25 protein-coding genes, 1 pseudogene and 1 riboswitch are annotated in these 26669 nt (G+C 40.0%); of the genes and pseudogenes, 18 read left to right on the plus strand and 8 right to left on the minus strand.

The annotated features are described in order from the left end of the window. Positions 1-43 precede the first annotated feature (43 nt). Complete coding sequence (locus JOC74_RS01315; protein WP_211086099.1) at positions 44-820, minus strand: carbon-nitrogen family hydrolase; 777 nt, start codon at positions 818-820, stop codon at positions 44-46. A gap of 95 nt (positions 821-915) precedes the next feature. Here JOC74_RS01315 and JOC74_RS01320 point away from each other — a divergent pair, with 95 nt between their 5' ends. Together JOC74_RS01320 and JOC74_RS01325 are read left to right on the plus strand one after the other, a co-directional pair. After that, a complete protein-coding gene (locus JOC74_RS01320) occupies positions 916-2106 on the plus strand; it encodes a pyridoxal phosphate-dependent aminotransferase (protein WP_053602597.1) in 1191 nt (396 codons plus the stop codon). A gap of 276 nt (positions 2107-2382) precedes the next feature. Beyond that, the gene (locus JOC74_RS01325; RefSeq protein WP_225970328.1) at positions 2383-2529 is read left to right on the plus strand and encodes an aspartyl-phosphate phosphatase Spo0E family protein; all 147 of its coding nucleotides are present in this window, start codon (positions 2383-2385) and stop codon (positions 2527-2529) included. 85 nt (positions 2530-2614) lie between these two features. Here the strand turns inward: JOC74_RS01325 and JOC74_RS01330 are convergent, their stop codons facing one another. From JOC74_RS01330 to JOC74_RS01345, 4 genes are all read right to left on the minus strand, one after another. Next, a complete protein-coding gene (locus tag JOC74_RS01330; RefSeq protein WP_211086024.1) occupies positions 2615-4120 on the minus strand; it encodes an ATP-binding protein in 1506 nt (501 codons plus the stop codon). Positions 4121-4297: 177 nt separating this feature from the next. Next, a complete protein-coding gene (gene motB / locus JOC74_RS01335; RefSeq protein WP_053602599.1) occupies positions 4298-5050 on the minus strand; it encodes a flagellar motor protein MotB in 753 nt (250 codons plus the stop codon). Then, complete coding sequence (motA, locus tag JOC74_RS01340; protein ID WP_053602600.1) at positions 5043-5837, minus strand: flagellar motor stator protein MotA; 795 nt, start codon at positions 5835-5837, stop codon at positions 5043-5045. Before motA ends, motB begins: the two co-directional genes overlap by 8 nt. A 153-nt stretch (positions 5838-5990) precedes the next feature. Continuing rightward, positions 5991-8078: an ATP-dependent Clp protease ATP-binding subunit gene (locus JOC74_RS01345; RefSeq protein WP_053602601.1), complete on the minus strand. Its 2088-nt coding sequence runs from the start codon at positions 8076-8078 to the stop codon at positions 5991-5993. A 378-nt stretch (positions 8079-8456) separates the two neighbouring features. Here JOC74_RS01345 and JOC74_RS01350 point away from each other — a divergent pair, with 378 nt between their 5' ends. From JOC74_RS01350 to JOC74_RS01375, 6 genes are all read left to right on the plus strand, one after another. Then, the gene (locus tag JOC74_RS01350) at positions 8457-9512 is read left to right on the plus strand and encodes a YkvI family membrane protein (RefSeq protein WP_053602602.1); all 1056 of its coding nucleotides are present in this window, start codon (positions 8457-8459) and stop codon (positions 9510-9512) included. Positions 9513-9593: 81 nt separating this feature from the next. Beyond that, positions 9594-9638, plus strand: a riboswitch (PreQ1 riboswitch). A gap of 101 nt (positions 9639-9739) precedes the next feature. Then, positions 9740-10396: a 7-cyano-7-deazaguanine synthase QueC gene (gene queC, locus JOC74_RS01355; protein WP_053602603.1), complete on the plus strand. Its 657-nt coding sequence runs from the start codon at positions 9740-9742 to the stop codon at positions 10394-10396. A 1-nt stretch (position 10397) separates the two neighbouring features. After that, positions 10398-10838 (plus strand): 6-carboxytetrahydropterin synthase QueD, encoded by a 441-nt coding sequence (gene queD, locus JOC74_RS01360; protein WP_053602604.1) that lies wholly within the window; start codon positions 10398-10400, stop codon positions 10836-10838. Continuing rightward, complete coding sequence (gene queE, locus JOC74_RS01365; RefSeq protein WP_053602605.1) at positions 10831-11562, plus strand: 7-carboxy-7-deazaguanine synthase QueE; 732 nt, start codon at positions 10831-10833, stop codon at positions 11560-11562. The genes queD and queE overlap by 8 nt, the downstream gene beginning before the upstream one ends. 21 nt (positions 11563-11583) lie before the next feature. Next, positions 11584-12081, plus strand: coding sequence for a preQ(1) synthase (gene queF, locus JOC74_RS01370; protein ID WP_098945194.1), 498 nt, complete (start codon positions 11584-11586; stop codon positions 12079-12081). A 248-nt stretch (positions 12082-12329) separates the two neighbouring features. Next, positions 12330-12530 (plus strand): cold-shock protein, encoded by a 201-nt coding sequence (locus tag JOC74_RS01375; protein WP_053602607.1) that lies wholly within the window; start codon positions 12330-12332, stop codon positions 12528-12530. 322 nt (positions 12531-12852) lie between these two features. On the opposite strand, the gene JOC74_RS01380 is transcribed toward JOC74_RS01375, so the two are convergent. Beyond that, complete coding sequence (locus JOC74_RS01380) at positions 12853-13038, minus strand: YkvS family protein (RefSeq protein ID WP_053602608.1); 186 nt, start codon at positions 13036-13038, stop codon at positions 12853-12855. A 150-nt stretch (positions 13039-13188) separates the two neighbouring features. On the opposite strand from JOC74_RS01380, the gene ykzS reads away from it, so the two are divergent. Beyond that, positions 13189-13386 (plus strand): protein YkzS, encoded by a 198-nt coding sequence (ykzS, locus tag JOC74_RS01385; protein ID WP_053602609.1) that lies wholly within the window; start codon positions 13189-13191, stop codon positions 13384-13386. A 131-nt stretch (positions 13387-13517) separates the two neighbouring features. Here the strand turns inward: ykzS and JOC74_RS01390 are convergent, their stop codons facing one another. Then, positions 13518-13991 carry a sigma-70 family RNA polymerase sigma factor gene (locus JOC74_RS01390; RefSeq protein WP_053602610.1) on the minus strand — a complete coding sequence of 158 codons (474 nt, stop codon included), beginning with the start codon at positions 13989-13991 and terminating at the stop codon, positions 13518-13520. Positions 13992-14288: 297 nt separating this feature from the next. On the opposite strand from JOC74_RS01390, the gene JOC74_RS01395 reads away from it, so the two are divergent. From JOC74_RS01395 to ptsP, 9 genes are all read left to right on the plus strand, one after another. Beyond that, complete coding sequence (locus JOC74_RS01395) at positions 14289-15725, plus strand: spore germination protein (protein WP_376773345.1); 1437 nt, start codon at positions 14289-14291, stop codon at positions 15723-15725. A 13-nt stretch (positions 15726-15738) separates the two neighbouring features. Continuing rightward, complete coding sequence (locus JOC74_RS01400) at positions 15739-16827, plus strand: GerAB/ArcD/ProY family transporter (RefSeq protein ID WP_053602611.1); 1089 nt, start codon at positions 15739-15741, stop codon at positions 16825-16827. A 2-nt stretch (positions 16828-16829) separates the two neighbouring features. Next, positions 16830-17894: a Ger(x)C family spore germination protein gene (locus JOC74_RS01405; protein WP_053602612.1), complete on the plus strand. Its 1065-nt coding sequence runs from the start codon at positions 16830-16832 to the stop codon at positions 17892-17894. A gap of 106 nt (positions 17895-18000) precedes the next feature. Then, positions 18001-19338, plus strand: a complete 1338-nt coding sequence (locus tag JOC74_RS01410) for a polysaccharide biosynthesis protein (RefSeq protein WP_053602613.1) — start codon at positions 18001-18003, stop codon at positions 19336-19338. A gap of 52 nt (positions 19339-19390) precedes the next feature. After that, positions 19391-19873 carry an endospore biogenesis thiol-disulfide oxidoreductase StoA gene (gene stoA / locus JOC74_RS01415; RefSeq protein WP_053602614.1) on the plus strand — a complete coding sequence of 161 codons (483 nt, stop codon included), beginning with the start codon at positions 19391-19393 and terminating at the stop codon, positions 19871-19873. 185 nt (positions 19874-20058) lie between these two features. Continuing rightward, a complete protein-coding gene (locus JOC74_RS01420) occupies positions 20059-21972 on the plus strand; it encodes a heavy metal translocating P-type ATPase (RefSeq protein ID WP_053602615.1) in 1914 nt (637 codons plus the stop codon). Between the two features lie 415 nt (positions 21973-22387). After that, positions 22388-23482 carry a M24 family metallopeptidase gene (locus JOC74_RS01425; RefSeq protein WP_053602617.1) on the plus strand — a complete coding sequence of 365 codons (1095 nt, stop codon included), beginning with the start codon at positions 22388-22390 and terminating at the stop codon, positions 23480-23482. Positions 23483-23720: 238 nt separating this feature from the next. After that, positions 23721-23987, plus strand: a complete 267-nt coding sequence (locus tag JOC74_RS01430) for a phosphocarrier protein HPr (RefSeq protein WP_053602618.1) — start codon at positions 23721-23723, stop codon at positions 23985-23987. Further along, on the plus strand, positions 23987-25702 hold the full coding sequence (gene ptsP, locus JOC74_RS01435; RefSeq protein ID WP_053602619.1) for a phosphoenolpyruvate--protein phosphotransferase: 1716 nt from the start codon (positions 23987-23989) through the stop codon (positions 25700-25702). The genes JOC74_RS01430 and ptsP overlap by 1 nt, the downstream gene beginning before the upstream one ends. Positions 25703-25950: 248 nt before the next feature. Here the strand turns inward: ptsP and JOC74_RS01440 are convergent. Beyond that, positions 25951-26610: pseudogene (locus JOC74_RS01440) on the minus strand (GNAT family N-acetyltransferase). Positions 26611-26669: the final 59 nt, after the last annotated feature.

Genomic DNA, 26669 nt, shown 5'->3' on the forward strand with positions numbered 1-26669 from the left:
GAATGTACCAAGGTGTAACATGTTTGTCAATTGTTTTTTAGCCTTAGTATAATTCTGTTCTTCTGTCGGAAAAGATCGGAATTTGCGCCCGAATCTTTTCGCTGATTCCAAGCTCAAGCTCCGCTGAAATGATTTCTTCACCGTCAGAAGCTTCGGCGATAATTTTCCCCCACGGATCAATAATCATGCTGTGGCCAGCAAATTGATTATCAGGGTTGCTCCCGGAACAGTTGCATGCAGCGACAAAACACTGGTTCTCGATCGCTCTGGCTATTAGAAGGGCTTTCCAATGATCGAGCCTTGGAGCTGGCCACTCGGCTGAAACAAATAGTAAAGAAGCCCCGTTTTCTGTGTGCTTTCTGATCCATTCAGGAAATCGAATGTCATAGCATATGACTCCGCAAGCTTGAATGCCTTCCAAAGCAAATGTGTTTTCCTTCGAACCTGCTGCTAAATATTGATGCTCGTCCATTAATTTAAATAAGTGGACTTTGCTATATTCACTTAACATATCTCCGTTTTTCCCGACAATGTACATCGTATTGTAAATACCGTCATTTTTTTTCACTGCTACCGAACCGGCGACAATATTCACTTCGTAGGTGCGGGCAATGTCTGACAGCCACTGTTTAGTATACTTGCCATTTTCATCGCCGATTTCATCAAGCCTTGATAAATCATAGCCCGTTGTCCACAGTTCAGGCAGTATAACCACATCTGCATCGCTGGCTTTTTTAATAAACCTTTCTGCTTTTTGATAATTTTCTGCGGGATTTCCAAAAGAAATATCAAATTGGAGACATGCGATTTTCAATTTTATCTTGCTCCTTCCCGAAAATTGCTTTACATTTTGTTTATACAATAAATGATAACTTAGAATCATTTCAAGAATTTTTTATAGTAGGTGACAGAAAAATGAATTTTGAACAGTCCACCCTTTTAAAGCAGCTTCCTGATCAATTCTTTGCTGCACTCGTACAGAAAGCGGCTAAAAAAATAAATGAAGGTGTTGATGTCATTAATTTAGGGCAAGGAAATCCCGATCAGCCCACTCCACAGCATATTGTCGAGGCAATGGAAGAAGCTGTTCGGAAGCCTGTACATCACAAGTACTCTTCATTTCGTGGAAGCCAAGCCTTGAAAGAAGCCGTTTGTGAATTTTATAGTAGAGAATACGGTGTTACTCTCGATCCAGACACGGAGGTTGCTATACTGTTTGGCGGGAAGGGGGGGCTGGTTGAATTGCCCTTATGCCTTCTGAATCCAGGTGATACAGTTTTAGTGCCTGATCCGGGGTACCCTGATTATATGTCCGGAGTCGCTTTGGCAAAAGCTGAGATGGAAATGATGCCGCTAACAGCGGAAAACAATTTTTTGCCTGATTATGGCCGAATTCCTTCACAAAAAATGAAGGACGCCAAGCTTATGTATTTAAATTACCCAAACAATCCGACCGGAGCAGCGGCAACTGCACCGTTTTTCGAAGAGACTGTGAAAGCTGCAAAGGATAATAGCATCTGTGTTGTTCACGATTTTGCTTACGGTGCGATCGGATTCGATCATAAAAAGCCGATAAGCTTTTTGCAGACAAAAGGAGCGAAAGATATCGGCATCGAGATCTATACCTTGTCAAAAACTTATAACATGGCTGGATGGCGTGTTGGTTTTGCCGTTGGGAATGCTTCTGTGATCGAAGCAATCAATTTGTACCAGGATCACATGTATGTCAGTCTTTTTGGTGCTGTTCAAGAAGCGGCAGTAACGGCTCTTTTGTCTGAACAAAGCTGTGTGGATCAACTCGTCGAATTATATGAAAAAAGGAGAAATGTTTGGGTCAAAGCCGTACGTGAGATAGGCTGGGATGTGGAATCACCTGCGGGCTCTTTTTTTGTATGGCACCCGGTACCAAAAGGCTATACATCTGTAGAATTTTCAGATCTATTATTGGAGAAAGCAGGAGTTGTCGTTGCACCTGGCGAAGGGTTTGGCGCATACGGACAGGGTTATGTGCGAGTCGGCCTGTTGACAAGCGAACAGCGTCTTCGTGAAGCAGCCGAACGAATTGGCGAGTTAGGCCTTTTTAGGAAAATAAATCATTTCTCCTAATAAATATCCTGCGCTGAAAAGCTTTAAGAAAGTATACGTAAGAAATTTGCAATTAGCATAATTAATAAAAGTATAGCGTCTCATAACCCAGTGAGGCGTTTTTTCTGTATTTTTAGCAAAAATCATTATGGAAATTGAATAAAAATTGTTTACAAAACTTTGAATCTGGGTATTAAATTGTAAATAAAAACAGGGTATACTTATGTAAAGTTTTCATGACATTAATTTACCGGTATTTAAAGTTTTATCTAAATAACGAGAGGGGAGAACGTTAATTTGGAAACTACAAAATTAATGTTGACGATTGATGAAAAGCGAAAAGAAATGGTTGAAACAGCAAAAAGGCAAGGATATACCGGAAATGAAACGATAAAACGAAGTCAAGAACTGGACAACCTAATTAATCTATTCCAAAAATACTAATTATAAAATCCTATTCCTTCTCATTAAACACTTGCCTATAAAAAGTGAAAGTGCTTACGGTGAAGTAAGCACTTGATTTTACTGCTTAACCAGGGGATACAGCCGGAAAGGTGACAGTTACCGTTGTTCCCTTACTCAGCTCGCTTGAGATGTCAATTTTTCCGCCATGCATAGCAACAATACGGTTACAGACCATTAAGCCAAGTCCTGTGCCATTTTTCTTATGAGAAACAAATGGCTGGAAAATTTCTTGGATCATTTCTTTCGGAATGCCCTCGCCGTTATCTGTGATCCGTAAAATCGCGTGATCGTCTTTTTTTATAGCCTGTATATGCAGAATACCGCCATTTTTCATTGATTCAAATGCATTTTTTGCCAGATTCAAGATCACTTGTTTGATCTGATCCTTAGAGCCCCGAATGTGAATTTCTTCATTCGGTACAAATTCCAGTGAGACATCTGAACGATGCAAATTAGCTTCGGAATGAATAATAGGCAGAATCTCATTGATGATATCAAATAGTGAATGTACTTTATCCTGTACGGCTGTAGGTTTGCCTAATACAAGGAACTCGGTAACGATTTGATTGATACGGTTGATTTCGTTTTCAATGATTGAAAAATAAAAGCTGTCATCATCTGATTGATGCTTTTTCTTTAGAAGCTGGATAAATCCCCGAATACCTGTTAACGGATTTCTGATTTCATGAGCAGTGCTGGCTGCCAGACTGCTCAACAATTCGAGCTTCTGCGCTTTGATTTGAGATAATTCTGTCTTTGTCCTTCTTTTAAGCATGAGATATTTCACAAATAAAAACACGATATTAAGAGCGATAAAACTCGTTAAAAAGGATAAAAATAGACTTTTGCCAAGTGCAAACGACTTAACCGCTTTTGGATAAGCTTCCAGCTTCCAATTTGATTTATTCAGGATTGTCTCAACAGGGGAGACGTTCAAGTCTGAAAACGAATCATCTCCACTTGTTAATATCGTTTGATTTTTGCTGTTCTTCACCCGAATATACATATCAGAATTTAGACTATTAATCATGTTTTTTATATAATCCATATCAACAGATGCCAGTAAAAAGCCGATCGTCTTTCGATTTTCATCGATGATTGGATGATAGATAGAAAAAAGGTGTTTCCCTGTCGTTTTTTCGTAATAAGGGTCTGATGAAACTGGCTTATTGGTCTGCTTTGCGATTTGAAAAAACTCATCCTTCATATAAATATTTCGATCATATGGAATTGTAGAGTAAATGGTATTCCCGTCTTGATTCAGTAAGTTTAAGCCTGATAGAATAGGGTTTTTTTGAATCTCGTCGTCAAATAACATTTCAACTTCGTTTTTCAGAAACGGCGGATGCAGGGCAAATGATAACGAGTTTATTTTCGCTTCTGTTTCGCTAATAAGTGAATCGATTTGCTGTCTATCAATGAATAAAGTTAAATAAGCATCCTGCCTGTATTTCTGGAGCGTCGCATCCCTTGTGCTTGTATAGACTGCTATACATAGTATCAATGCAGGTAAGATAACAAGTAAAATGTAAAGTCCGAATCTTTTCCAGTAAAGTTTTAATTTTTGCATATTCATCGCTCCAAGCATACACATGGATATGGGTAATTATAGCATTTAATTATGTACAAACATATGATAACTTTGTATATCTACATAATTTATGTATGAAGGATATACAATAGGAAAGGAAAAAGCAGTTGAATGATGCCTCAACTTCCTTTTCCTTTCAGAAGGTCATTCTATGGATCAAGAATCCTTGGTTTCTATCGGCTTAATGAGAATTTCAACACGTCTGTTTTTCTCTCTGCCAATAGAACTTGCATTGTCTGCAATCGGTTTATGCTCCCCGTAACCCTTCGTACTAAAAACATTTGAATCCAGCTGAGGATTTTCAAGCAGCACATCTAAAAAATTTACCGCACGAATTGCACTAAGCTTCCAATTAGAATTATATACAGAATTATGGATCGGAACATTATCTGTATGGCCGTTAATAATGATATTTCGTTGTGGCCGGATAACGAGCAGTTCTGAAATCTCTTTTGCCAGAGGCATAACCTCATTGCGAATTTCTGCACTGCCGGAATCAAATAGGATATTGTCTTTAATCGTAATAAATAACCCTTCATCTGTAAGTTTTGTATTCAATTGGTTTTGAAGTTTATTATTCAGTATAAAATGATCTACGTGTTTTTTAATATTTAATAGTGATTTATATTCTTCTTTCTCCTGCTGTTTCTGATCAGACGGATCTTTTTTTTCAATAGGCAAAGGGTCGAGGGGGGGCTCCATGCTTGTAAAATCCAGTACCCCCGATCCCCCGGTAAATACGTCGTTAAATGCCCGCGACATCGTTTGGAATTTCTTAGCGTCAACAGAACTGATAGCAAATAACACAATAAATAGCGCCAATAAAAGAGTCAACAGATCAGCATAAGGGATCAGCCATGATTCATCAATATGATCGTCTTCGCGTTGTCGTCTCTTTCTTTTACACATTGCGGGTTTCTCCTTCAAGAATTTTCAATTTTGACCGTTCATTTGCCGGCACATACATGAGTAATTTTTCTTCTATTATTTTGGGAGATTGGCCCTCTAATACTGAAAGCACTCCTTCGATCATAATCTCCCTGATTTTCGCCTCTTGCCTGGATTTTCGTTTCAGCTTGTTGGCGAAAGGATGCCACAACACATAACCTGTAAATATTCCGAGTAGAGTGGCTACGAATGCAGCGCTTATAGCATGGCCAAGCTCCTCTGTATTGTCCATATTGGCCAACGCGGCAATGAGCCCGATCACCGCCCCGAGTACTCCTAGAGTAGGAGCGTACGTTCCAGCTTGTGTAAAAATGCTTGCGCCTGCTTGATGCCTGTCTTCCATTGCCTCGATTTCTTCAGTTAGCACGTCTCTGATAAATTCAGCATTTTGACCATCAACAGCCATCGTGATGCCGTTGCTTAAAAAAGGATCGTCTATTTCATTTACTTTTGCTTCAAGAGCTAAAAGGCCTTCTCTTCGAGCAATTTGCGCCCATTCAGAGAACATTGTAATTAAATCTTCTATTTCAGTCTGTTTTTTTTCTTTAAATAAAACGCCAAACAGCTTTGGAACGCGTTTGATTTCTTCAGTAGGAAAAGCAATAATAACCGCTGCCGCCGTTCCCAGAAAAATGATGAGGATCGCTGCAGGGTTTACTAATACGTCCAAGCTTACCCCTTTATAAACCATTCCAACACCAATGGCAATAAACGCAAGAATGATACCAATTATTGAAGTTTTATCCATAGCTCACACCAATTCCTTTATTTTTCTACAATTTATATCGGTAACTTTTAAAAGGTCTTTAGGCTTTCGAAGGAGAAATGGGTCGGAGTCTTTCTCATAAAAATGAAAAAAGCATCCATCCTTGGAATAAGGATGGATGCTTACGGGTGCGTCTTATCTCGCGGTAACTGTCAATTGACCATTTTCAACTTCAATCAGAAACTTACCGATGCTTTCATGATCCAAAAGCAAGTCAGTCATTTTATCTTCAAGTTGCTCTTGTATCGTTCTTCTTAGCGGACGGGCGCCAAATTGAGGATGATAGCCCAGCTCGGCAATTTTATTGACAGCTTCCTTTGTCACTTCGAGTTCGGTACCTTGTTCTGCCAATGATTTCTCCAGATCTTGTAGAAGGATAGAGACGATTTGTTTCAAATCCTCTTTTTCTAATGCATTGAAAGAGATGATGCTGTCAAAGCGGTTCAAAAATTCAGGTTTAAAGTATGAACTCAAGGAGTCAATTAAAGTTTGTTCTTCTATCGCACTGCCTTCAGGTTGAAAGCCGACTTTTATTCTCTTTTCAGAGGTGCCTGCGTTGCTTGTCATAATAATGACCGTGTCTTTAAAGCTGACAGTTCGCCCTTGGCTGTCTGTCAAACGGCCATCCTCCATGATTTGCAGGAACATGTGCTGCACATCCGGATGTGCTTTTTCAATTTCATCAAGCAAAAGAATGCTATAAGGATTTCTGCGAACTTTTTCGGTCAGCTGCCCCGCTTCATCATGTCCGACATAACCTGGAGGAGATCCGATAATTTTTGAGACCGAATGCTTCTCCATATATTCACTCATATCAAGGCGAATGATGCTTTCTTTCGTACCGAAAAGCTCTTCTGCCAAGACTTTTGAGAGTTCTGTTTTACCAACGCCGGTAGGACCTACGAAAAGGAATGAGCCTGTTGGTCTTTGCTTAGATTTTAGACCTGCCCGGCTGCGTCTGACAGCTTTTGCAACTTTTTGGACTGCTGTTTTTTGCCCGATGACTCTTTCATTCAGCTTGTCTTCAAGGTCTTTCATTTTTTGCTGTTCATTTCCCTGTAGCTTTCCGACTGGAATGCCTGTTTTTTGTTCTATAATTGCTTGTATTGCAGCGGCATCTACTGTTGGCTTTTCAAAATGTTTTTCTGTGCTGTTAGTTAATACCTCTTCTTCGTCACGCAATTTTGCTGCCAGCTCGTAGTTTTCTTCCTTGAGGGCTTTTTCTTTCTCAATTGCCAGGGCTTTCAGCCGCTCCGGAATATTTGTGCTTTCGTTTGTATCCAAAAGCAAGTTGGCTTTTGAACCTGCTTCGTCCAATAGGTCAATCGCTTTGTCCGGCAAGTGGCGGTCCTGAATGTATCTGTGCGATAATTCCACACAAGCCTTCACTGCGTCTTCGGAATATGAAATACCATGGTAAGCCTCATATTTATCCTTAATTCCGTTTAGGATTGTCATCGCTTCTTGAATGGACGGCTCATTAACAATGACTGGCTGGAACCGGCGTTCCAAAGCTGCATCTTTTTCAATTTTGCGATACTCTTTCAGTGTAGTTGCACCAATGAGCTGCAGCTCGCCTCTGGCAAGCGCGGGTTTGAGAATATTGCCGGCATCCATTGATCCTTCAGCACTTCCAGACCCGACAAGCAGGTGGATTTCATCCACAAACAGAATTACATTTTTTCTGCTTTTCAACTCTTGGATGAGCTGTTTCATCCGTTCTTCAAATTGGCCTCGGATACCTGTATTGGCAACAAGGGAAGCGACGTCAAGCAGATAAAGCTCCTTGTCCTTTAATTTGTTTGGAACGTCGCCCTCGACAATTTTTAAGGCCAAGCCTTCAGCAATTGCTGTTTTTCCGACACCAGGCTCTCCGATAAGAACAGGATTGTTTTTATTTCTGCGGTTTAGAATTTCGATGACGCGTTTCACTTCTCCATCTCTTCCAATCACCGGATCAATAACTCCCGTTTTCGCAGCATTTGTCACGTTTGTGGCCAATTCATCAAGCAATCCTTTTCGGCTATGGCTGCGATTTTTAACTTCCGGTCCTTGCGGATTGAAAAATGATGATCCGCCAAATGGTGTGTTTCCGGCGTTCATTGACGGCTGTGTTAAAGACGCGTAGCAGGACTCACAAATATCCATTTGTTTTTTGTTGAAATTTATTTGCATATTCAATCGAATGGTTGCATCGTTTTTTTGACAGTTTTGACAAAGCATTTGCCATAACCCCCTAATAAAGTTTGATTATCTTTGACTAATGCGATTTGAAAAAATGGCCTCTTGTGACCATCTATGGTTATAGTATACTTTGACCTATTTTGACTTTCAAATAATATGCTTAACCTTTTTTGAAAAAGTGAATCTTCAATAAGCGGGGATTCGACGATATTGAAGGCATTTCAACAGGATGCCTGAGTAAAGCCGCCGTACATACATACCTCACCTAGACTTTTCTTGGAACCTATAGCCCTCGAGATAGGAGAGCTTACTGGTCACTTTATGCGGGATATTTTTAAAAGTAAACCATGAAATGTTCTTCTTTTCAAGCTACTTGTCTCATAAGCTGTATCAAGGCTTGTCACACGGAGGAATCAAATGAAGCATTCGGGAAATTCTACTATTCAACTATCGTTTGTCTATGTGGGGACTGTTGTCGGTGCAGGCTTTGCCACTGGAAAAGAAATTGTTGAGTTTTTCTTGAAATTCGGACCAGCAGGGATGCTGGGTATCCTTATCAGCGGAATAATGTTTACTTTTTTAGGATCCAAAATGATGATCATTTCAAGAAGGATCAGAGCGGCGTCTTATCGGGAGCTTAACATATTTCTTTTTGGAAAAACAATCGGCCCGGTCGTAAATGGTTTTTTGCTGCTGATCTTATTCGGGGTTACCTCAGTACTTTTATCGGGAGCGGGAGCGATTTTCAAGGAACAGCTTCATACCTCTGCCCATTTCGGAATCCTTTTAACGATTGCTATTTGCTTGCTGGTTCTTTCGCGGGGAATAAATGGGCTTTTCGGAGTGAATATCCTTGTGGTGCCGATGCTTATGCTCTTTACGATGATTGTCTTTACGGATTCGTTTTTGTTTTATGAAGACTTGGGCTCGCAATTTTGGGTAGTCGATTTAGAAAAATCAGACGTTGGCTGGATCGTTTCAGCAATTTCCTACGGCGCTTTTAATTTGTCGCTTGCACAAGCTGTTCTTGTCCCGGTTGCTTCTGAATTAGAATCTGAGAAACAAATAAAAGCAGGAGCGTATTTGGGAGGAGGGATTTTAACCGTCATTTTGCTTTGTTCTTTTTTGGCAATGACGACGCTGCCGGATACTCTTTTTTTTGACGTTCCAATGGCTCATGTCGTGCAAATCTCATCCGGGAGTATACATATGATTTATCTATTAATTATTTTCGGGGAAATTTTCACCTCTGTCATCGGCAACATTTACGGTATGGAGAAGCAGATCAGAAAATATGTGAACATCAATCGAATTGTAATTTATTGCATGATTTTAGGTATAGCTTATTGCATCAGTCTCGTAGGATACGGGAAGCTCTTGACTGCCATTTATCCTTTGTTCGGAAATGTTAGCATATTTTTTGTCTTGTTCTTATTGTTTAAAAAAATACCTGACAACAGCGTCTTGAAATGAGAAGCAGCACATTGGCAGCAAGCTTAAAATATGCTAAACTAACGAACGTGTCTACAAAATAAATAAATACCGTGTAACTAAACGGGAGAGGTTCTAGAAAAACCCTCTATAAAAAACTAAGGACTCATGCTGTATCCTTGGATGCGGCTTTTTGTTTTTTATGGCTAGAACACCTTCCATTCAAACGGAGGGTGTTTTTTATATGTTATACGAAAGAAGGAGTAAAAATGAGGAAGGAAAAAGCAGTTGTTGTATTTAGCGGAGGACAGGATAGCACAACTTGTCTTGTGTGGGCGCTTCAGGAGTTTGCTGAAGTCGAAACTGTTACTTTTCACTATAACCAGCGGCACCAGCTGGAAACAGAGGTAGCTGGAAAGATTGCCAAAAAGCTAAACGTTAAGAATCATTTGCTTGATATGTCTTTGCTGAATCAATTGGCCCCTAATGCCCTGACAAGAGACGAAATGGAGATAAAAATGAATGAGGATGGCTTGCCTTCCACGTTTGTCCCTGGCAGAAATTTAGTCTTTTTATCCTTTGCTTCTATACTGGCTTATCAAATCGGAGCCAGACATATTGTTACCGGTGTATGCGAGACAGATTTCAGCGGATATCCGGATTGCAGGGATTCTTTTATTAAGTCCTGCAACGTGACAGTTAATTTGGCAATGGATAAGCCTTTTGTCATTCATACACCATTAATGTGGCTGAATAAAAAAGAAACGTGGAAGCTTGCTGATGAGCTTCATGCACTGGATTTAGTGAGAAATGAAACCTTGACTTGCTATAACGGCATCATTGCTGACGGATGCGGCGAATGCCCTGCCTGTGTGCTTAGGAAAAATGGGTTAAACGAATATTTACATGAAAAAGGAGGAAATTAGAATGCTTTCACAAACGTATCCTCAAGCATTTCATCCATATTCGTTTGAATTGAATAAAGACATGCAGATCTCTGCAGCACATTTTATTCCGAGAGAAGAAGCGGGCGCGTGCAGCCGCGTCCACGGCCATACGTACACGGTAAATCTGACGATTGCAGGAGATACCCTGGATTCTTGCGGTTTTTTGGTTAATTTTAGTACGTTAAAAAAAATCGTCCATGGAAAATACGATCATACGCTTTTAAATGATCATCTTGAATTTTCAGGCGAAGATGCTTATTCGTTTCCTACGACTGAGGTCGTGGCTAAATCGATTTATGATGCAGTAGAAACATATTTGAATACATTGTCCAACCGGCCCGTCTGCGTCCAGGTTTTCGTGAGAGAGACGCCGACAAGTTATTGTGTATACCGGCCGAAAAAGGAGCAAGCCCATGAATAAACCAATTCCCGTTTTAGAAATATTCGGACCGACCGTGCAGGGAGAGGGCAGTGTCATCGGGCAGAAAACGATGTTTGTCCGGACGGCGGGCTGTGATTATTCCTGCAGCTGGTGTGATTCTGCTTTTACATGGGATGGTTCAGCAAAAGGAGATATCAAGTGGCTTGAGCCAAATGAAGTTCTCGATTCTCTTAGAGAGACAGGAGGAGGGTGTTTTTCTCACGTCACCATTTCCGGAGGCAACCCCGCCTTGCTGAAACCTCTTGGCGGATTGACTGCATTGCTAAAAGAAAAAGGCTATCGAATTGCACTTGAGACACAAGGGAGTATCTTCCAGGAGTGGTTCGCGGATATCGATGATTTAACCATTTCACCGAAGCCGCCAAGCTCGGGAATGGTTTGCGATTTTACGAAGCTTACAGCTATATTTGAATCGTTAGAAAAAATGAATCGTCTTCAAAGTGTAACCTTGAAAATCGTTATTTTTTCAGATGAAGATTTGGAGTTTGCTAAAGGAGTGCATCAGAAATACCCCGGGCTCCCGTTGTTTCTGCAAGTTGGAAACGATGATCTGAATTCTCGGGATACGAATGATTTAGCGCAAAAGCTTCTGGAAAAATATGAAGGGCTTGTCGAAAAGGTTTGTGCGGATGAGGATTTAACCAATGTCCGCGTTCTTCCCCAGCTTCACACCTTAATATGGGGGAATAAAAGAGGAGTATAACTAATAGGGAGAGAAGGGTGAATCATGTCTAGAAAAAAATCAGAGCTCGAAGGAGTTTCGCTCCTTGGAAACCGAGGAACATCCTATGAGTTCAGCTATAAACCGGAAATCTTAGAATCTTTTATAAATAAACATCCTAATCGAGACTATTTTGTTAAATTTAATTGTCCGGAGTTTACATCGTTATGTCCAATGACAGGGCAGCCTGATTTTGCTACGATCTATATCAGCTATATCCCGGATCAAAAAATGGTTGAAAGCAAATCGTTGAAGCTATACTTGTTCAGCTTTCGCAATCATGGCGATTTTCATGAGGATTGCATGAATATCATTATGAATGACTTAATTGAATTGATGGATCCCCGCTACATCGAAGTGTGGGGGAAATTTACCCCAAGAGGCGGGATCTCGATTGATCCGTATACGAATTACGGCAAGCCAGGGACGAAATATGAAGAAATGGCAGCCCACCGGCTAATGAACCATGATTTGTATCCGGAAAAGGTGGATAATCGGTAGCAGATTGATTACAAATGTCCTTAAGACCCATCCATGAAATGTGGGGACGGCCGGCAAAGTGAGATTGAATTGAAATAATGAATTATTCCCAAGTCTAATTCATCATCCTTGTCCTGCACATCATCCTTAAATACCTTGCTATGTGCCGCTGCTTCTGCTATGATTAAAAGGAATTATTTTTGTTCGGTCTTAACACAGAGCAAGAGTAGTATCTAGCAGTGCGAAGAATGCACTAGGAGGAAACAACAATGGAACAAGGTAAAGTAAAATGGTTTAATGCAGAAAAAGGATTTGGATTTATTGAGCGTGAGGGTGGAGACGATGTATTCGTTCACTTCTCTGCTATTCAAAGTGATGGCTTCAAATCACTAGATGAAGGTCAAGAAGTTTCATTTGAAGTTGAGCAAGGCCAACGCGGACCTCAAGCATCTAACGTTCAAAAAATATAAGTAAAAAAGGCTCGGTGGAGCCTTTTTTTATTTTTGCCAAAAATAAAACACCTCTATTCAGGAGGCGAATAGAGGTGCTTTCGAGTATTAGTAAAATGGTTTCAGTTCATACTAACATAATTATAATACAATTGCCACCCTATGTTGATCGATCCGATGAAAAAGAATATGTTGTTTCATTGTAAAAAAAGCTCATAAATCTTAATAGGGCAGCATTTAAAAATAATCCATCTTCTTAAGAGTTAGAAGAGGCGGTATTGATTTTTGCAGTTCAATAAAAAATGTTGCTCTAAATGAGGCAAAAAAGGCGGGGGATATTGTACTAGACGGATTCTTTAATAATTTTATAATTTTTATGGTTAACTACCGTTAAGGAATCAAGCTCCAAATCTCTATAATTATCCATAATGGTTACATCGACTATAACCGAATTTTCATTTACTTTTTCAACTACTCCAGTCATTCCGTTTTTAAATTCAATCACGTTACCCACTTTTGCAATTTTCATTGATATCACTCCTTGAATATAAATCAACCCTATTGAACGTATTTTGCAATATTTTGTCTTAGTTGTAAAGGAAAAACTCTGGATGTGCAAAGCTAATTAGATTGTTCAAGTCAATATCAGGTGTTATATTAATTTCTTGGAGGGATGTAAATGGATCGTGAAATGGCGGTTTTTCAGCTTGAAAAACTGCGAATAAGAGAAGTGGAGCAGCTGTATATTGAAAAAGATGATTTTCTCTCCTTTCGAGAGGTGCTTATTGAACAGCCCGATTTCCAGCAATTCCGGGGAATTGCCCGGCATGGCGGTCATATCGTATTTGAGTATCATGTGGACTCGAAAATAGATTAGGGGGGGATCTTCCCCCCTAATTTGCTTTATGATAAGTTCACATCCTCTAGCAAAGTCAGGCATGATATTTCACGCAAGTGGAATAGATCTCCATCTGCGTGTTCCCGAAGTATCTGCTTGCTGAAATAAGTTTATTTTTGTTTTCTTTTTATGCCAAGCTTTTTTAAAGCCTGTTTTCTCCACGATTTGACTGCGGCGACCGAGCAATTGTTCCTTTCAGCGATTTCTTGCAGTGTTTCTCCGCGAATTGCGGAAAAAAGCCATTTCTTTTGAAGGTCTGTCAGCTTTTTTTCTTCTGCTTTTCTTTCCCACTCATCGACTAGTTCGATAAATGGCGTCTCATAATATGACGCAGCTACTTCTTTATACTCATTTCTTTCCTCGTGCTTTCTCCTTCTTTTCAATTCATTGATCAGCTTTCCGCGAACCGATGCAAATGCAAAGGAAGAAAAGTTTCCTTTTTTCGGATCAAAAGCAATCGTGCACTCCCAAAGTGCGATATAGGCAATTTGAATATATTCGTCTCTGTCTTTATAAATGTTCAAATGCTTTAACAGGTAAAAAATCATTCTCTCATGGTCTTTTAAAATCTGCTCATACGTCAATTTGTAATGCCTCTCTTATGAGAAGCGCGCTTCTATCAATTCCGCGGTAAATTTATTGTAGGGCGGATAGGATTAAAGTTAAAAAGACGTTATTGAAGAGGAAAATCGATTTTTTACAGGAAAACGTCAATTTCCCTCTGAAAAATTATCAATTAACTGCTTGTCAATACTGCAAAATTTCCTTTTAGCCCCTATTTGCATAATCTCGTTTTTTTTACGCAATCTAAGCAAAAAGTGGGGGGAGGGATACTTGTATTGAGATATGAAAATGGCGAGAAAAAGCCAAACATGATTGAAATGATGACTAATTTAAAAAATTCCACTGATTTTTTACAGATGGTAATTCACGGGAAAGATATCCGGTTTTGGTTAAGCTATTATCGGACAATGGTTGATCCGGCCGTTTTAGAAAAATTAATTCTAACCCCTCTTTCCCACAAAGAGTGGAGCTCGCTTGAAGACATTTCAAAGATTGTTCCTATTGAGGATATAGTCATTACGATAGATACCGATATGATTAAGCAAAAAGCACTCGGAGGATATATTATTATCGCCTTGACTGAATACGGGTCACCTGCAGCTGTTATTAAAGCGCCTGTGTCCAATAACCGAAGTGTTACATTGCCAGAGGTTGAATTCAGTGTAATCGGACCGAAAGAATCGTTTGTCGAAGCACTTGACACAAACATAAACCTCATAAGAAAAAGATTGGCGACAAGTGAATTGCAGGTGATAGAAACACAAGTCGGCAATCTTTCCTCTACAAAAATAGCAGTAATGTATATTGAAGGGATAGCAGACCCAGATAATGTACAAACCGTTTGGCAGCGGCTGAATGATATAGATTTTGATTTGATTAATGACAGCTCGATGATTACCCAGCTGATAAGCGATAATAAATATTCTCCCTTTCCGCAGCTTTTGGATACAGAGAGACCGGACAGAATTGCGGCGGCGCTCGCCGAAGGGAAAGTGTCCATTGCAGTCAATGGTTCTCCCCAGTTATTAATAGGGCCGACGACATTTGTCGAGTTTTTTGCTGCGTTCGATGACTACTATTACAACTGGATTGTCGCATCGTTTTTTCGTATCGTCAGGTTATTTTCTGTCACATTTTCGATATTGATCACACCTGTCTATGTTGCTGTGCTCAATTATCATTACGAACTTGTTCCGAGAGATTTGCTTAATACGGTCATTACTTCGAGGAGAGATGTACCGTTCCCGCCGATTCTTGAAGCGATTTTTTTAGAATTGACGATCGAGCTGCTTCGTGAAGCGGGGGCAAGACTCCCGACCAAAGTCGGGCAGACGATCGGTATCGTGGGCGGTATTGTTATCGGAACGGCATCGGTTGAAGCTGGTCTCACGAGCAATATTTTATTGATCGTAGTAGCGTTAACCGCTCTTGCATCCTTCACAACACCCGTTTATAACATGGGCAATACCATTCGCATTTTGCGTTTTCCATTACTCTTATTAGCCAATCAATACGGCCTCCTCGGGATTGTCTACGGACTAAGTTTTCTAATGGTTCATTTGCTGAAATTGACGTCATTGGGGAGACCGTACCTTGAGCCGATTTTTCCAATGCGGCCTAACGATATTAAGGATGCGATTTTTAGAGCGCCGTTTTCAAAAATGTATAAGCGTCCTGTATTTTTGCGGCCGCAAAGAATCGGAAAGTTTAATATAGCAAATGTGAAGAAAAAAAATGACGGTAATCAGAAATAGGAGGTGCGAAAAAATGCCCAAAGTGTCTGAAAAGTTTCAAGTATCGCCGTACTTTGTGTTTTTCTTGATCCATGGCATGCAATATGGTGTTGGGATTCTTGGGTTTCAACGACTTATCGCAAAGCATGCTAAACATGATGCTTGGATATCTGTTTTGATCGCAGGCATTATGACGCACCTTATTGTCTGGCTTATTTATCGGCTTTTCGAAAACTCGAATGGTAATAATATTCTGTCTGTCCATAATCAAATCGCGGGAGTACGACTAGGGTCGGTCTTTACGTTTTTGCTGAGCATTTACTTTATCGCGCAGGCAGTTAATGTATTGCGGACTTATGTTGAAGTCACTCAGGTGTGGATGTTTGCCACAATAAACACGAATATTTTTTCATTCTTATTGCTTGTGCTAGTCCTCTATGCTGTGCTTGGGGGATTTCGTGTCGTGACGGGAATTTGTTTTTTAGGAGTCGTTATTCCAAGTTTTTTACTTCTTACTTTTTTAAGCACAATTGAATTTGGTGTCTTTGGGCGGTTTTATCCGGTGTTGAATGTTCCCTTAGTGGATATATTGCTTGGTGCAAAACAAATGTCTCTATCAGTTCTCGGCTTTGAAGCGCTGTTAGTCTACTTTCCATTTATTAAAAATCCGAAAAAATCCGAACCGTGGGCTCATGCGTCTCTTCTTTTTACTACTGTTGTTTATTTGGTATGGATGGCTTCAGCCATTATTTTCTTTAGTACAGCGCAGCTTGAAAAAAATATTTGGGCGACTCTTTCGATTTGGAAAGTCATTGAGCTTCCTTTCGTCGAGCGGTTCGAATACATCGGGATTGCCGCGTGGTGCCTTGTGATATTGCCTAATCTCTGCTTAGGCGTTTGGTGTGCAAGCCGTTTATGGAGAGAGCTGTTTCACATCGAGCAGAAAAATGCTGTTTATATCATTTTAGCAATCATTTTTCTCAGTTTGTATAGTTTAAATTCCAGGGAGATAGTTAATCAATTTAATACCATTTTAGGAAATGTAGGTTTCTATTTTTTGATCTCTTATATTCCTTTATTGTTTATTCTGCAGATTTTAGCGAGAAAATGGAGGGGGGCATAATAATGAAGTATATCGTTATTATCGTCAGCCTATGTCTTTTGCTAATTTCAGGTGTGCAAAAAATGACACTTGACGATCTTTCGTTGATTCAAGGCTTGGGCTTTGATCCGTATGAGCCGGGATTGATTAAAGGTATAGCTGTCAGTCCGATTTATGAAAAAGATCAGCCTGTAAAAGATGATATTCTTACTGCGGTATCAGATATCAGCCGGGACATTATCAGTGATTTGGAAAAACAATCCGATTCTCCGCTGGGCAGAGGAAAGCTTACAACAGTCATCTTTAACAAAGTATTGGCTGAACGGGGGATTTCTGAGCAGATTGATGCACTGCAGCGTGACCCGAAAGTAGGTTCGCGAATATACCTGGCCATAAGCAGAAATAAAGCGGAAGAGGTGCTGTCAAAATATTATGGCCGCAAGGGGACTCCGTATTTTATATCTTCCATGATCGAGCAAAATATTGAATATGGGGACTTGCCAAGAACGAATTTGCATGTATTTTTATTTTTACTTAATTTGACAGGCGGTGACGTCTATCTTCCGATTCTTTCTCTCAACCGCAAGGATTCAATTGAAATAGACGGACTGGCATTATTCAAAGGTCAAACTATGATAGGAGAGATCGGAAGGGACCATCTTTTCTTTTTTAAGTTATTGACCGACGGCCATGTGAAAGGCGAACATACTGTAACTCTTAAAGAAAAAACAAAAGCAGCTATCAGGAGCATTGCTTCAAAAAGAACTTTTTCACTGATAAATAATGATATTCATGATGTGAAATATACGATAAAAGTAACGGGGATTATAGAGGAATATACCGGGAATAAACTGGATAGGAAAAAATTGAAGGGAATTGAAAGGAAGTTTGAAAAAGATATAAAGAATAAGTGTACTGAGCTTATTCATACGTTCAGAGACTTGAAAATTGATCCTTTAGCTATTTCAGAGCAAATCGAATGGAAAACAGGACACTACAATAAAGAGGACTTATACAGAGATTACGATCAGCTTAAAGTGGACTTCGATGTTGATGTAAATATAACACAATCAGGTGTCATTGAATAACAAATACCCACGAATTTGAGAAGATTTGTAATTGTTCTTTAAATATAAAATAAATTTATATCTTGTCTCATATGATATTACGAATCACGAGACAAGGAGCGTCCATATGAATCGATTTGCAAAGGGAGTATTACTGTTATCAATTGCAGCATTTTTTGGAGAATGTCTGGAATTTTTCATTAACATTATATTGGCAAGAGAACTTGGAGAGCATGGGATGGGCTTGTACATGAGCATCTTGCCGACCATTATACTTCTAGTGGTTATTTCTAGTTTGGAGCTGCCAATATCAATTGCTAAATTTATTGCAGAATCTGAACAGAAGCTTCACGCAAGCATGCTGAGGCATGCGTTCCGATTAACCGTTTTGTATACAAGCATATCTACAGTTGTCGCAATTGTGGCCCTTCCTTTGATACCGGTTTTTGATCATTATCATCCGTTAATAAAAGGATTGGTGATCGCACTTATTCCGACAATTGCATTTAGCTCGATCGCCAGGGGCTATTTTATGGGCGTCCAGCAAATGGGCAGAATCGCAATCTCGAACCTGCTAAGAAAAACGATACAGCTGTTTTGCTTGTTTCTCATTTTTTCCTGGTTCTCATTTGAGGACGATACTTCTGTGCTTATTTCATTATGTGTGCTGGTACTAAGTGAAGTAGTGGTTCTCATTTACCTGTATTCTCAATATGTCATCAAAAAAAGGACGCTGCAAAAGAACCAAAAAATTTATCTTCGCGGGAAGGACGTAAGAAAAAGACTGCTTTCGGTTTCGATCCCCACGACAGGATTGAGAATTTTTCACGCTGTCATGAATGCGATTGAACCGTTCTTAGTTAAGGCTGCCCTGTTAGCAGGCGGTGTAGCCGGTACATCAACGATCGACCAGTACGGCATGCTTGCCGGTGTTGCGTTGACGATTGGCTTTTTCCCGGCATTTATCGGCCATGCCCTGCTGACAGTATTGATCCCAAGCATATCCGAAGCCTATTCCAGAAGAGAATATGCCAAAGTAATTCAGAGGCTTAGACAGGCTGTTTTTATCACACTGGGCTATGGCGTTCCTGCTGTATGGGTCATGTACCAATTTGCTGAACCTTTGACTCATTTATTTTTCGATTCCCCGGAAGCATCGGTTTATTTACAGCTTTTATGGCCGTATTTTCTCTTTCACTTTTTTGTCATGCCGTTTCAAGCCTGTTTAATCGGGATGGGGCTCGTAAAAGACGCGTTTTATCATAACGTCTGGGCTTCCGTTATATCATTCCTAATGATGTATTTTCTTGGTTCGATGAGCGAGTTTCAAATGACAGGCATTATTTTAGGCATGAATATGGGAGTCATTCTTTTAACCAGCATGCATTATTTGACGATATGCAAAGAGTTGAATATGACGATCTTTATGATGGATAAGCCAAATGCTGCAGCAAATAAAATATGAGTGCGATTCGGTATCCTGGGTAAGATAAAAAATAAAAGGAGTAGCTATTGCTATGCTCAATCGACTGATCGCCGCACTCACATGTATTCCCTTGCTCTTTCTTATCAGTTGGCCCGTCGAAGCAGCACAGGCTGAAATACATGCAACTACGATTGACGGGGGAAAAATGATCATCCCCGAAAAAGGAAAGAAAACTGCTGTGCATTTTTGGACATCGTGGTGTCCGCCATGCAAAGAAGAGCTGCCTCAATTTCAAAAATTCTATGAGGAGAATAAAAATCGTACTCAGCTGATTACAGTCAATTTAACCTCACAGGAAAAGAGCAAGGAGTCTGTAAGCAGATTTTTAAAAGAGTATCATCTTACTCTGCCGGTTGTCTTAGATCCGGATGGAAGGTTCATGAATTTGTACCGAATTGTCACCATTCCAACGACTTATTTATATAATGAAGATGGAAAGCTTGAAAATGTGATTGTCGGTCCTATGACGTCGGATCAACTGCACAGCTGGTCAGCAAAAAAAATCCCAAGATAAGAGTTGTTTAAAAGCTCACTTTTATTAAGCCGTAGAGGCAGATGAAAGTGAGCTTTTATTATTAATAATTATTATCAATTAGTAATTGTAATAATTATCACTTGAAAATAAATGGAGATATGATAAACTTTAAGTATTCCTTAAACGATTACAAAGATTCACTTTATTTAAAGGGGGTACTGGGTTTGTCAGAAAAAACGAGCAGTTTACATGAGCACACCACATATTTTAATCAGGCCAGAATGTCTGTATTCTTTCAGCATATCGAACTCATTGCAGCAATTGTCTCTGGAATACTTATTTTCTTAGGCTGGTTTTATAACGAATCCCCTGCTTTGTCAGCTATTTTATTTATCAGCGCATTTATAATTGGCGGTTTTGCTAAAGCGAAAGAAGGGATCGAAGCCACACTGGAAAGCAAAAAATTAAATGTGGAGCTTTTGATGATTTTCGCTGCTATCGGATCCGCTCTTATTGGTTATTGGGCTGAAGGCGCGGTCCTGATTTTTATTTTTTCTTTGAGCGGGGCCCTTGAAACCTACACTATGAACAAAAGTAAAAAGGATTTAACCTCTATCATGGCTCTCGAACCAGAAGAAGCCGTTCTGTTGTCAAACGGAAATACCCGGGTTATCTCAGCAGCCGCACTATCCGTTGGGGAGCACATATTAGTAAAACCCGGTGAGAAAATTGCAGCAGATGGACTTATTAAATCGGGGAATTCCAGTATAAATGAAGCAGCACTTACTGGAGAATCAGTTCCTGCGGAAAAAGGCGAAGGTGACGCCGTTTTTTCAGGAACGATAAACTTAAACGGCTCACTCACGATTGAAGTGACGAAAAAAAATGAAGATTCCCTGTTTAAGAAAATAGTAAAACTGGTTGAAGCTGCGCAATCAAGTAAATCGCCATCCCAAAAATTTATTGAAAAATTTGAAGGGATTTATGTGAATGCCGTTTTGTCTGTCACGGCAGTTCTGCTTATTCTTCCCCATTTCCTGCTGGGCTGGAGCTTGAATGAAACATTTTACCGGGCCATGGTGTTTATGGTTGTAGCTTCACCTTGTGCTCTTGTTGCCTCCATTACGCCGGCATTTTTATCGCTGATTTCGAACGGAGCGAGAAACGGTTTATTAATTAAAGGCGGAAAATTCCTTGAAAGTTTAGGAGATACAAAAGTCGTTGCGTTTGATAAAACGGGAACGATCACAACCGGCACCCCTGAGGTAGAAGCTTTTATTGCCAGTGCCGATGAGGATAGCACAGTAGTTTTGACAGCAGTAGCATCAATTGAAAACCAGTCGTCCCATCCGCTTGCAAAGGCAATCGTTCGTTTTATAAACAAAAATAATGACACACAATACGAGACACTGTCGATTGAAGAAACCTCGGGATTTGGTGTTTCTGCACAAATCAATGGTGAGAAATGGACCGTGGGAAGGGATGCTTTTGTAGGCAAGAAGGAAGCAGAATTGTTTCTTCAGCGTCAAGCCAATGATACGAAGACAAAAGGGTACACGTTGGTTTTTGTAAAGAAAAATACTGAAATTGTTGCATGCTTCGCCTTGAAGGATAAGATCAGGCAGGAAGCAAAAGAAGCGATACAAGTACTAACGAAAATGGGAATAAAATCCGCTATGCTTACGGGGGACAACCGGGAAACTGCCCTTGCAATAGCTAAGGATGCAGGAATATCAGTTGTGATTTCTGATTGCCTTCCTGAAAATAAAGCAGATGAAATTAAAAAGCTCCGTGAAGCCCACGGCACTGTTTCTATGATCGGTGACGGGATAAATGACGCTCCCGCACTTGCTACAGCAGACGTCGGAATTGCAATGGGCGGAGGAACAGACGTGGCGCTTGAAACAGCGGATCTTGTGCTCATAAAAAACAATTTATCAAGCTTGACAAGAATGGTCAAACTCTCAAAAAAAATGAATCAAATTATTAAGCAAAACATTATCTTTTCTATGGCAGTCATTTGTCTGCTCATTTGTTCAAATTTCCTGCAAATTTTAGATTTACCTTTAGGAGTCATAGGTCATGAAGGCAGTACCATATTAGTAATTCTGAATGGATTAAGGCTGTTAAAATCATAAGCACAAAGAAGCTGGTACTTTATAAGGCCGGCTTATCTTTTTGATATTCAAGAATCTCTTTCTATCGCGTTTATTTTTTTCTTTTCATTATCGGGACGCTTCATTACGATTATAAACGAAACGAGGAAGCAGAGGAATCCGATCGCACAACCGTAAAAGAAACTGAAATCATAGTATTCAACTAACAATATGCTAAGTGCTGGAGCTGATAGTCCGCTAAAGCATAAGAGAGACACAACACTTTTATTCAAAAATTTTTTCAATGCAGACCTCAACTCCTGTTTCATCCGATCTCCAACTCAGTATACCAAAAAATTCGGGTGTATTCCTTTATAATGTATGTGCTTTTGCGCTTTTTCATGTGACTTACATCATGCTACAATAATGAAACGTTAATAAATGGAGTTGAATCGCGATGGATCGCATTGAAAAAATATCAAATTGGTTAAAAAATCAAGGGGCAGATTGTGCATTTATCCACTCAAAAGAAAACGTTTTTTACTTGACTGGTTTTTTGACAAATCCACATGAAAGAGTAATGGGTGTGTTTCTTTTTCCGGATGAAGAGCCTTTTTTTCTCTGTCCGAACATGGAAGTCGAGCAGGCTAGAACGGCTGGTTGGAATCATCAGATTATTGGCTACGGAGATCATGAAAACCCCTGGCATCTCGTGAAAATAGAGTTGGAAAAAAGAAAGCTGGCAATCGAAGCTGCAGCTATTGAAACGGAAGAGATATCATATGCACATGCAGAAGCTCTGAAATCGGTTTTTTCCGGAGCCGAATTTGTTTCAGTTGACGGAAAGCTGAAAGAAGAAAGGCTGGTAAAAGACAAGCGCGAGATAGAGATTTTGAGAGAAGCTGCCAAGCTTGCTGACTATGGTGTTGAAGTCGGTGTAAGTGCGATTAAAGCAGGAGTTAGCGAAATGGATGTTTTAGCAAAAATAGAATTTGAATTAAAGAAAAAAGGAATTCAAGACATGTCATTTTCGACGATGGTCCTCTTTGGAGAAAAATCGAGCAAGCCTCACGGAAATCCCGGCTTAGAGCAGTTAAAAGAAGGAGATTTCGTTCTATTTGATCTAGGAGTAGTTTTCGAAGGGTATTGCTCGGATATTACAAGAACTTTTGCCTATAAGCATATGGATGAGAAGCAGAACGACATTTACAACACCGTATTACATGCAGAAACGTCTGCGTTAAAGATGTGTAAGCCCGGGGTTCGGATAGGTGACCTAGACAAAAAAGCAAGAGAAATCATTGAAGAAAGCGGATACGGGGATTATTTCCCACATCGTCTCGGGCACGGGTTAGGAATTTCCGTTCATGAATATCCGTCTATCACTCATACGAATGATTTGCTTTTAGAAAAGGGAATGGCATTTACAATCGAACCGGGGATCTACCTTTCTGAGGTCGGGGGCGTCCGGATAGAGGATGATATTTTGATTACCAATGACGGCTTCGAAACAATGACAAGCTATCCTAAGGATCAAATGATCATCAAATAACACTAAGGTTGGGATCTATCATAATTGTTAGGTGGGTCTTTTGCTGCATAAAAATGAAAAGTTAATTTTTATTGTGATGAATTCAGCCATTTAGGTCAAACTATCAACAAACAATAACAATTTTAGCGAAAAACAAAGAATTTTGTTAAAATGGATCACTTGTCAGATGACAACTACGGATGTATGATGTAATATTGTGAGCGTATATTAAGCATAGCAAAAAGGAGATCGGTATAATATGGCACAAAAGACATTTAAAGTAACTGCAGATTCAGGTATCCACGCACGTCCCGCAACAGTTTTAGTTCAAACTGCAAGCAAATATGACTCAGATATTAACCTTGAGTATAATGGAAAAACAGTGAACCTAAAGTCTATCATGGGTGTTATGTCTCTTGGCATTGCAAAAGGTGCTGAAATTACAATTTCTGCAGCTGGATCAGATGAAAATGATGCACTTAGCGCACTTGAAGAAACAATGAAGAGTGAAGGACTAGGGGAATAATGTTGGAACTAAAGGGGATCGGTGCTTCTGCAGGCATTGCAATTGCAAAGGCTTACCGCCTGGAAGAGCCGGATTTATCAGTAGAAAAGAAAGCCGTTACAAACTCGGAGGCTGAAATCGAGCGATTTGCTCAAGCGGTTGAAAACTCAAAAAAAGAGCTGGAAGTCATCAAGGCTCATGCGTTAAAAGAACTTGGACAAGACAAAGCCGATATTTTTTCCGCGCATTTGCTCGTATTAAGCGATCCGGAGCTCTTGAACCCTGTAAAGGAAAAAATCAGCTCCGAATCAGTCAATGCAGAATTTGCTTTAAGAGAAACCGCTGATATGTTCGTTAGTATGTTTGAATCAATGGATAATGAGTATATGAAAGAAAGAGCTGCCGATATTCGAGACGTGACAAAACGTGTGATCGGGCATTTGCTTGGTGTGGAGATCCCAAATCCGAGCTTGATTTCCGAGCAAGTGATTATCGTATCGGAAGATTTGACTCCTTCTGATACTGCTCAGCTTAACAGAGAATTTGTCAAAGGTTTTACAACAGATATCGGTGGACGCACCTCACATTCAGCGATTATGGCCAGATCTTTAGAAATCCCGGCAGTAGTCGGCACGAAAAAGGCTACCCAGGAAATCGAAAATGGAAAATTGGTTATCGTTGACGGGATTAGCGGAGAAGTAATCGTTGACCCATCAGAAGATGCGATCGCAGAATATAAGGCGAAAAACGACAAATTTTTAGAACAGAAAGCAGAGTGGGCGAAGCTCGTAAATGAACCAACTGTAACTACAGACGGACAGCATGTGGAACTTGCTGCGAACATCGGTACACCTGCTGACGTCAAAGGTGTTCTTGAGAATGGCGGCGAAGCGGTAGGCCTTTATCGTACCGAATTCCTTTATATGGGCAGAGACCAGCTTCCGACTGAAGAAGAGCAATTTGATGCGTATAAATCAGTTTTGGAGCAAATGGAAGGAAAGCCGGTTGTTGTAAGAACGCTTGATATTGGCGGAGACAAGGAACTTCCATATTTGCACCTGCCAAAAGAAATGAATCCATTCCTCGGATTTAGGGCCATCAGACTGTGCCTTGAGGAACAAGACATTTTTAAAACTCAACTTCGTGCATTGCTCAGAGCGAGTACATATGGAAATTTACGGATTATGTTCCCGATGATTGCTACTGTCAATGAATTTAAAGAAGCAAAATCTTTACTGCTTGAAGTAAAAGAAACGCTTTTGAATGAAGGGCATAAAGTCAGCGATGATATACAGATCGGTATCATGGTTGAGATTCCTTCTACAGCGGTTTTAGCTGATCAATTTGCGAAAGAAGTCGACTTTTTCAGTATTGGAACGAATGACCTCATTCAATACACAATGGCAGCAGACCGTATGAACGAACGCGTGTCTTACTTATATCAACCGTATAATCCTGCCATACTGAGATTGATTACACTCGTTATAGAAGCAGCCCATAAGGAAGGGAAATGGGTTGGAATGTGCGGTGAAATGGCTGGAGATGAAGTAGCGATTCCTATATTGCTGGGACTTGGATTAGATGAATTCTCGATGAGTGCAACATCAATCCTTCCAGCAAGAACACAAATCAGCAAGCTATCAAAAGCAGAAGCTGAATCATTCAAAGAAAAAATCCTTTCCATGAGCTCAACTGAGGAAGTAGTATCATTTGTTAAAGAAACATTCAATGTTTAACACGTAAGGCCAAATCACTTGATTTGGCCGTTTTTTTATCCAATTTTAGTATCCTTTTCAATACAATTAATAGAGGACATACCGTATAATAATTATAATCTTGGCTGTTTTAATTTTTAAGGAACAGGGATGATTTTTATTATTAGGTGAACTGACAGAAATAATAGATGTTCCGTTTCCTGCTAGAATCCATAAATATTCAGCCCAATTAAGAAGTAAAATGAAAAAAGAACGAGTTTCAAGCCGTATTAATCATATAAAAAAGGATTTTTCCACTCCATAAGAACCCCGTAATTCACCGATTCCTCATCGTCTAAATAGTTTCTCACAACCCCAGTAGGAACCCTGCCGCATTGAATAAGAAACGATAGCACCGGATCTTTCCGTAAGCCTTGCAGTACCGATTCGACATATTCCTCCGGCGTCATCGTGTCTTTCACCTGATGATACAATGGTATTCACCCTCCGCCAAGAAGACGTTCAAGCCTTCTATGTACAACGAGCTCATACATCGTTTGCATCAGCCATTTTCCGATACCAAGCTTTCGGTATTCAGGATCAACTGAAATATCTGCGATATACAAAGTGTTCCCATTTTCATTATGAGTTCGAATAAAACCATTATCCGTTACTTCCTCCCACGTATGTCCAGGTTTCGATGGATCAAATGCAACAATTAAGCTTGTCATGCTTCCGACTAGCCGGCCATTTATTTCAGCACACATCGCTCCCTCATTAAAGTGACGGACATGGGAATCCAGCTGCTCCTTGCTCCATAAAAGCTCTTCGGGGAATGGGGGAGGAAAGCATGTTTGCTGCAGGGATTGTAAAGCTGCCGAATAGTCATAATTGCGGATTATCATTTTTTCATAACCGTTTTCGCTTTTTACAAATAATTCTTTTATCATTCTTAGTCACCCCGCCTTTCTTTTTATTATAAAAAATCTTTTAATGCGGGCATAGAAAA

Origin of the sequence: Bacillus capparidis, assembly GCF_017832095.1 — a bacterium.
Classification (GTDB): domain Bacteria; phylum Bacillota; class Bacilli; order Bacillales; family Bacillaceae; genus Bacillus; species Bacillus gobiensis.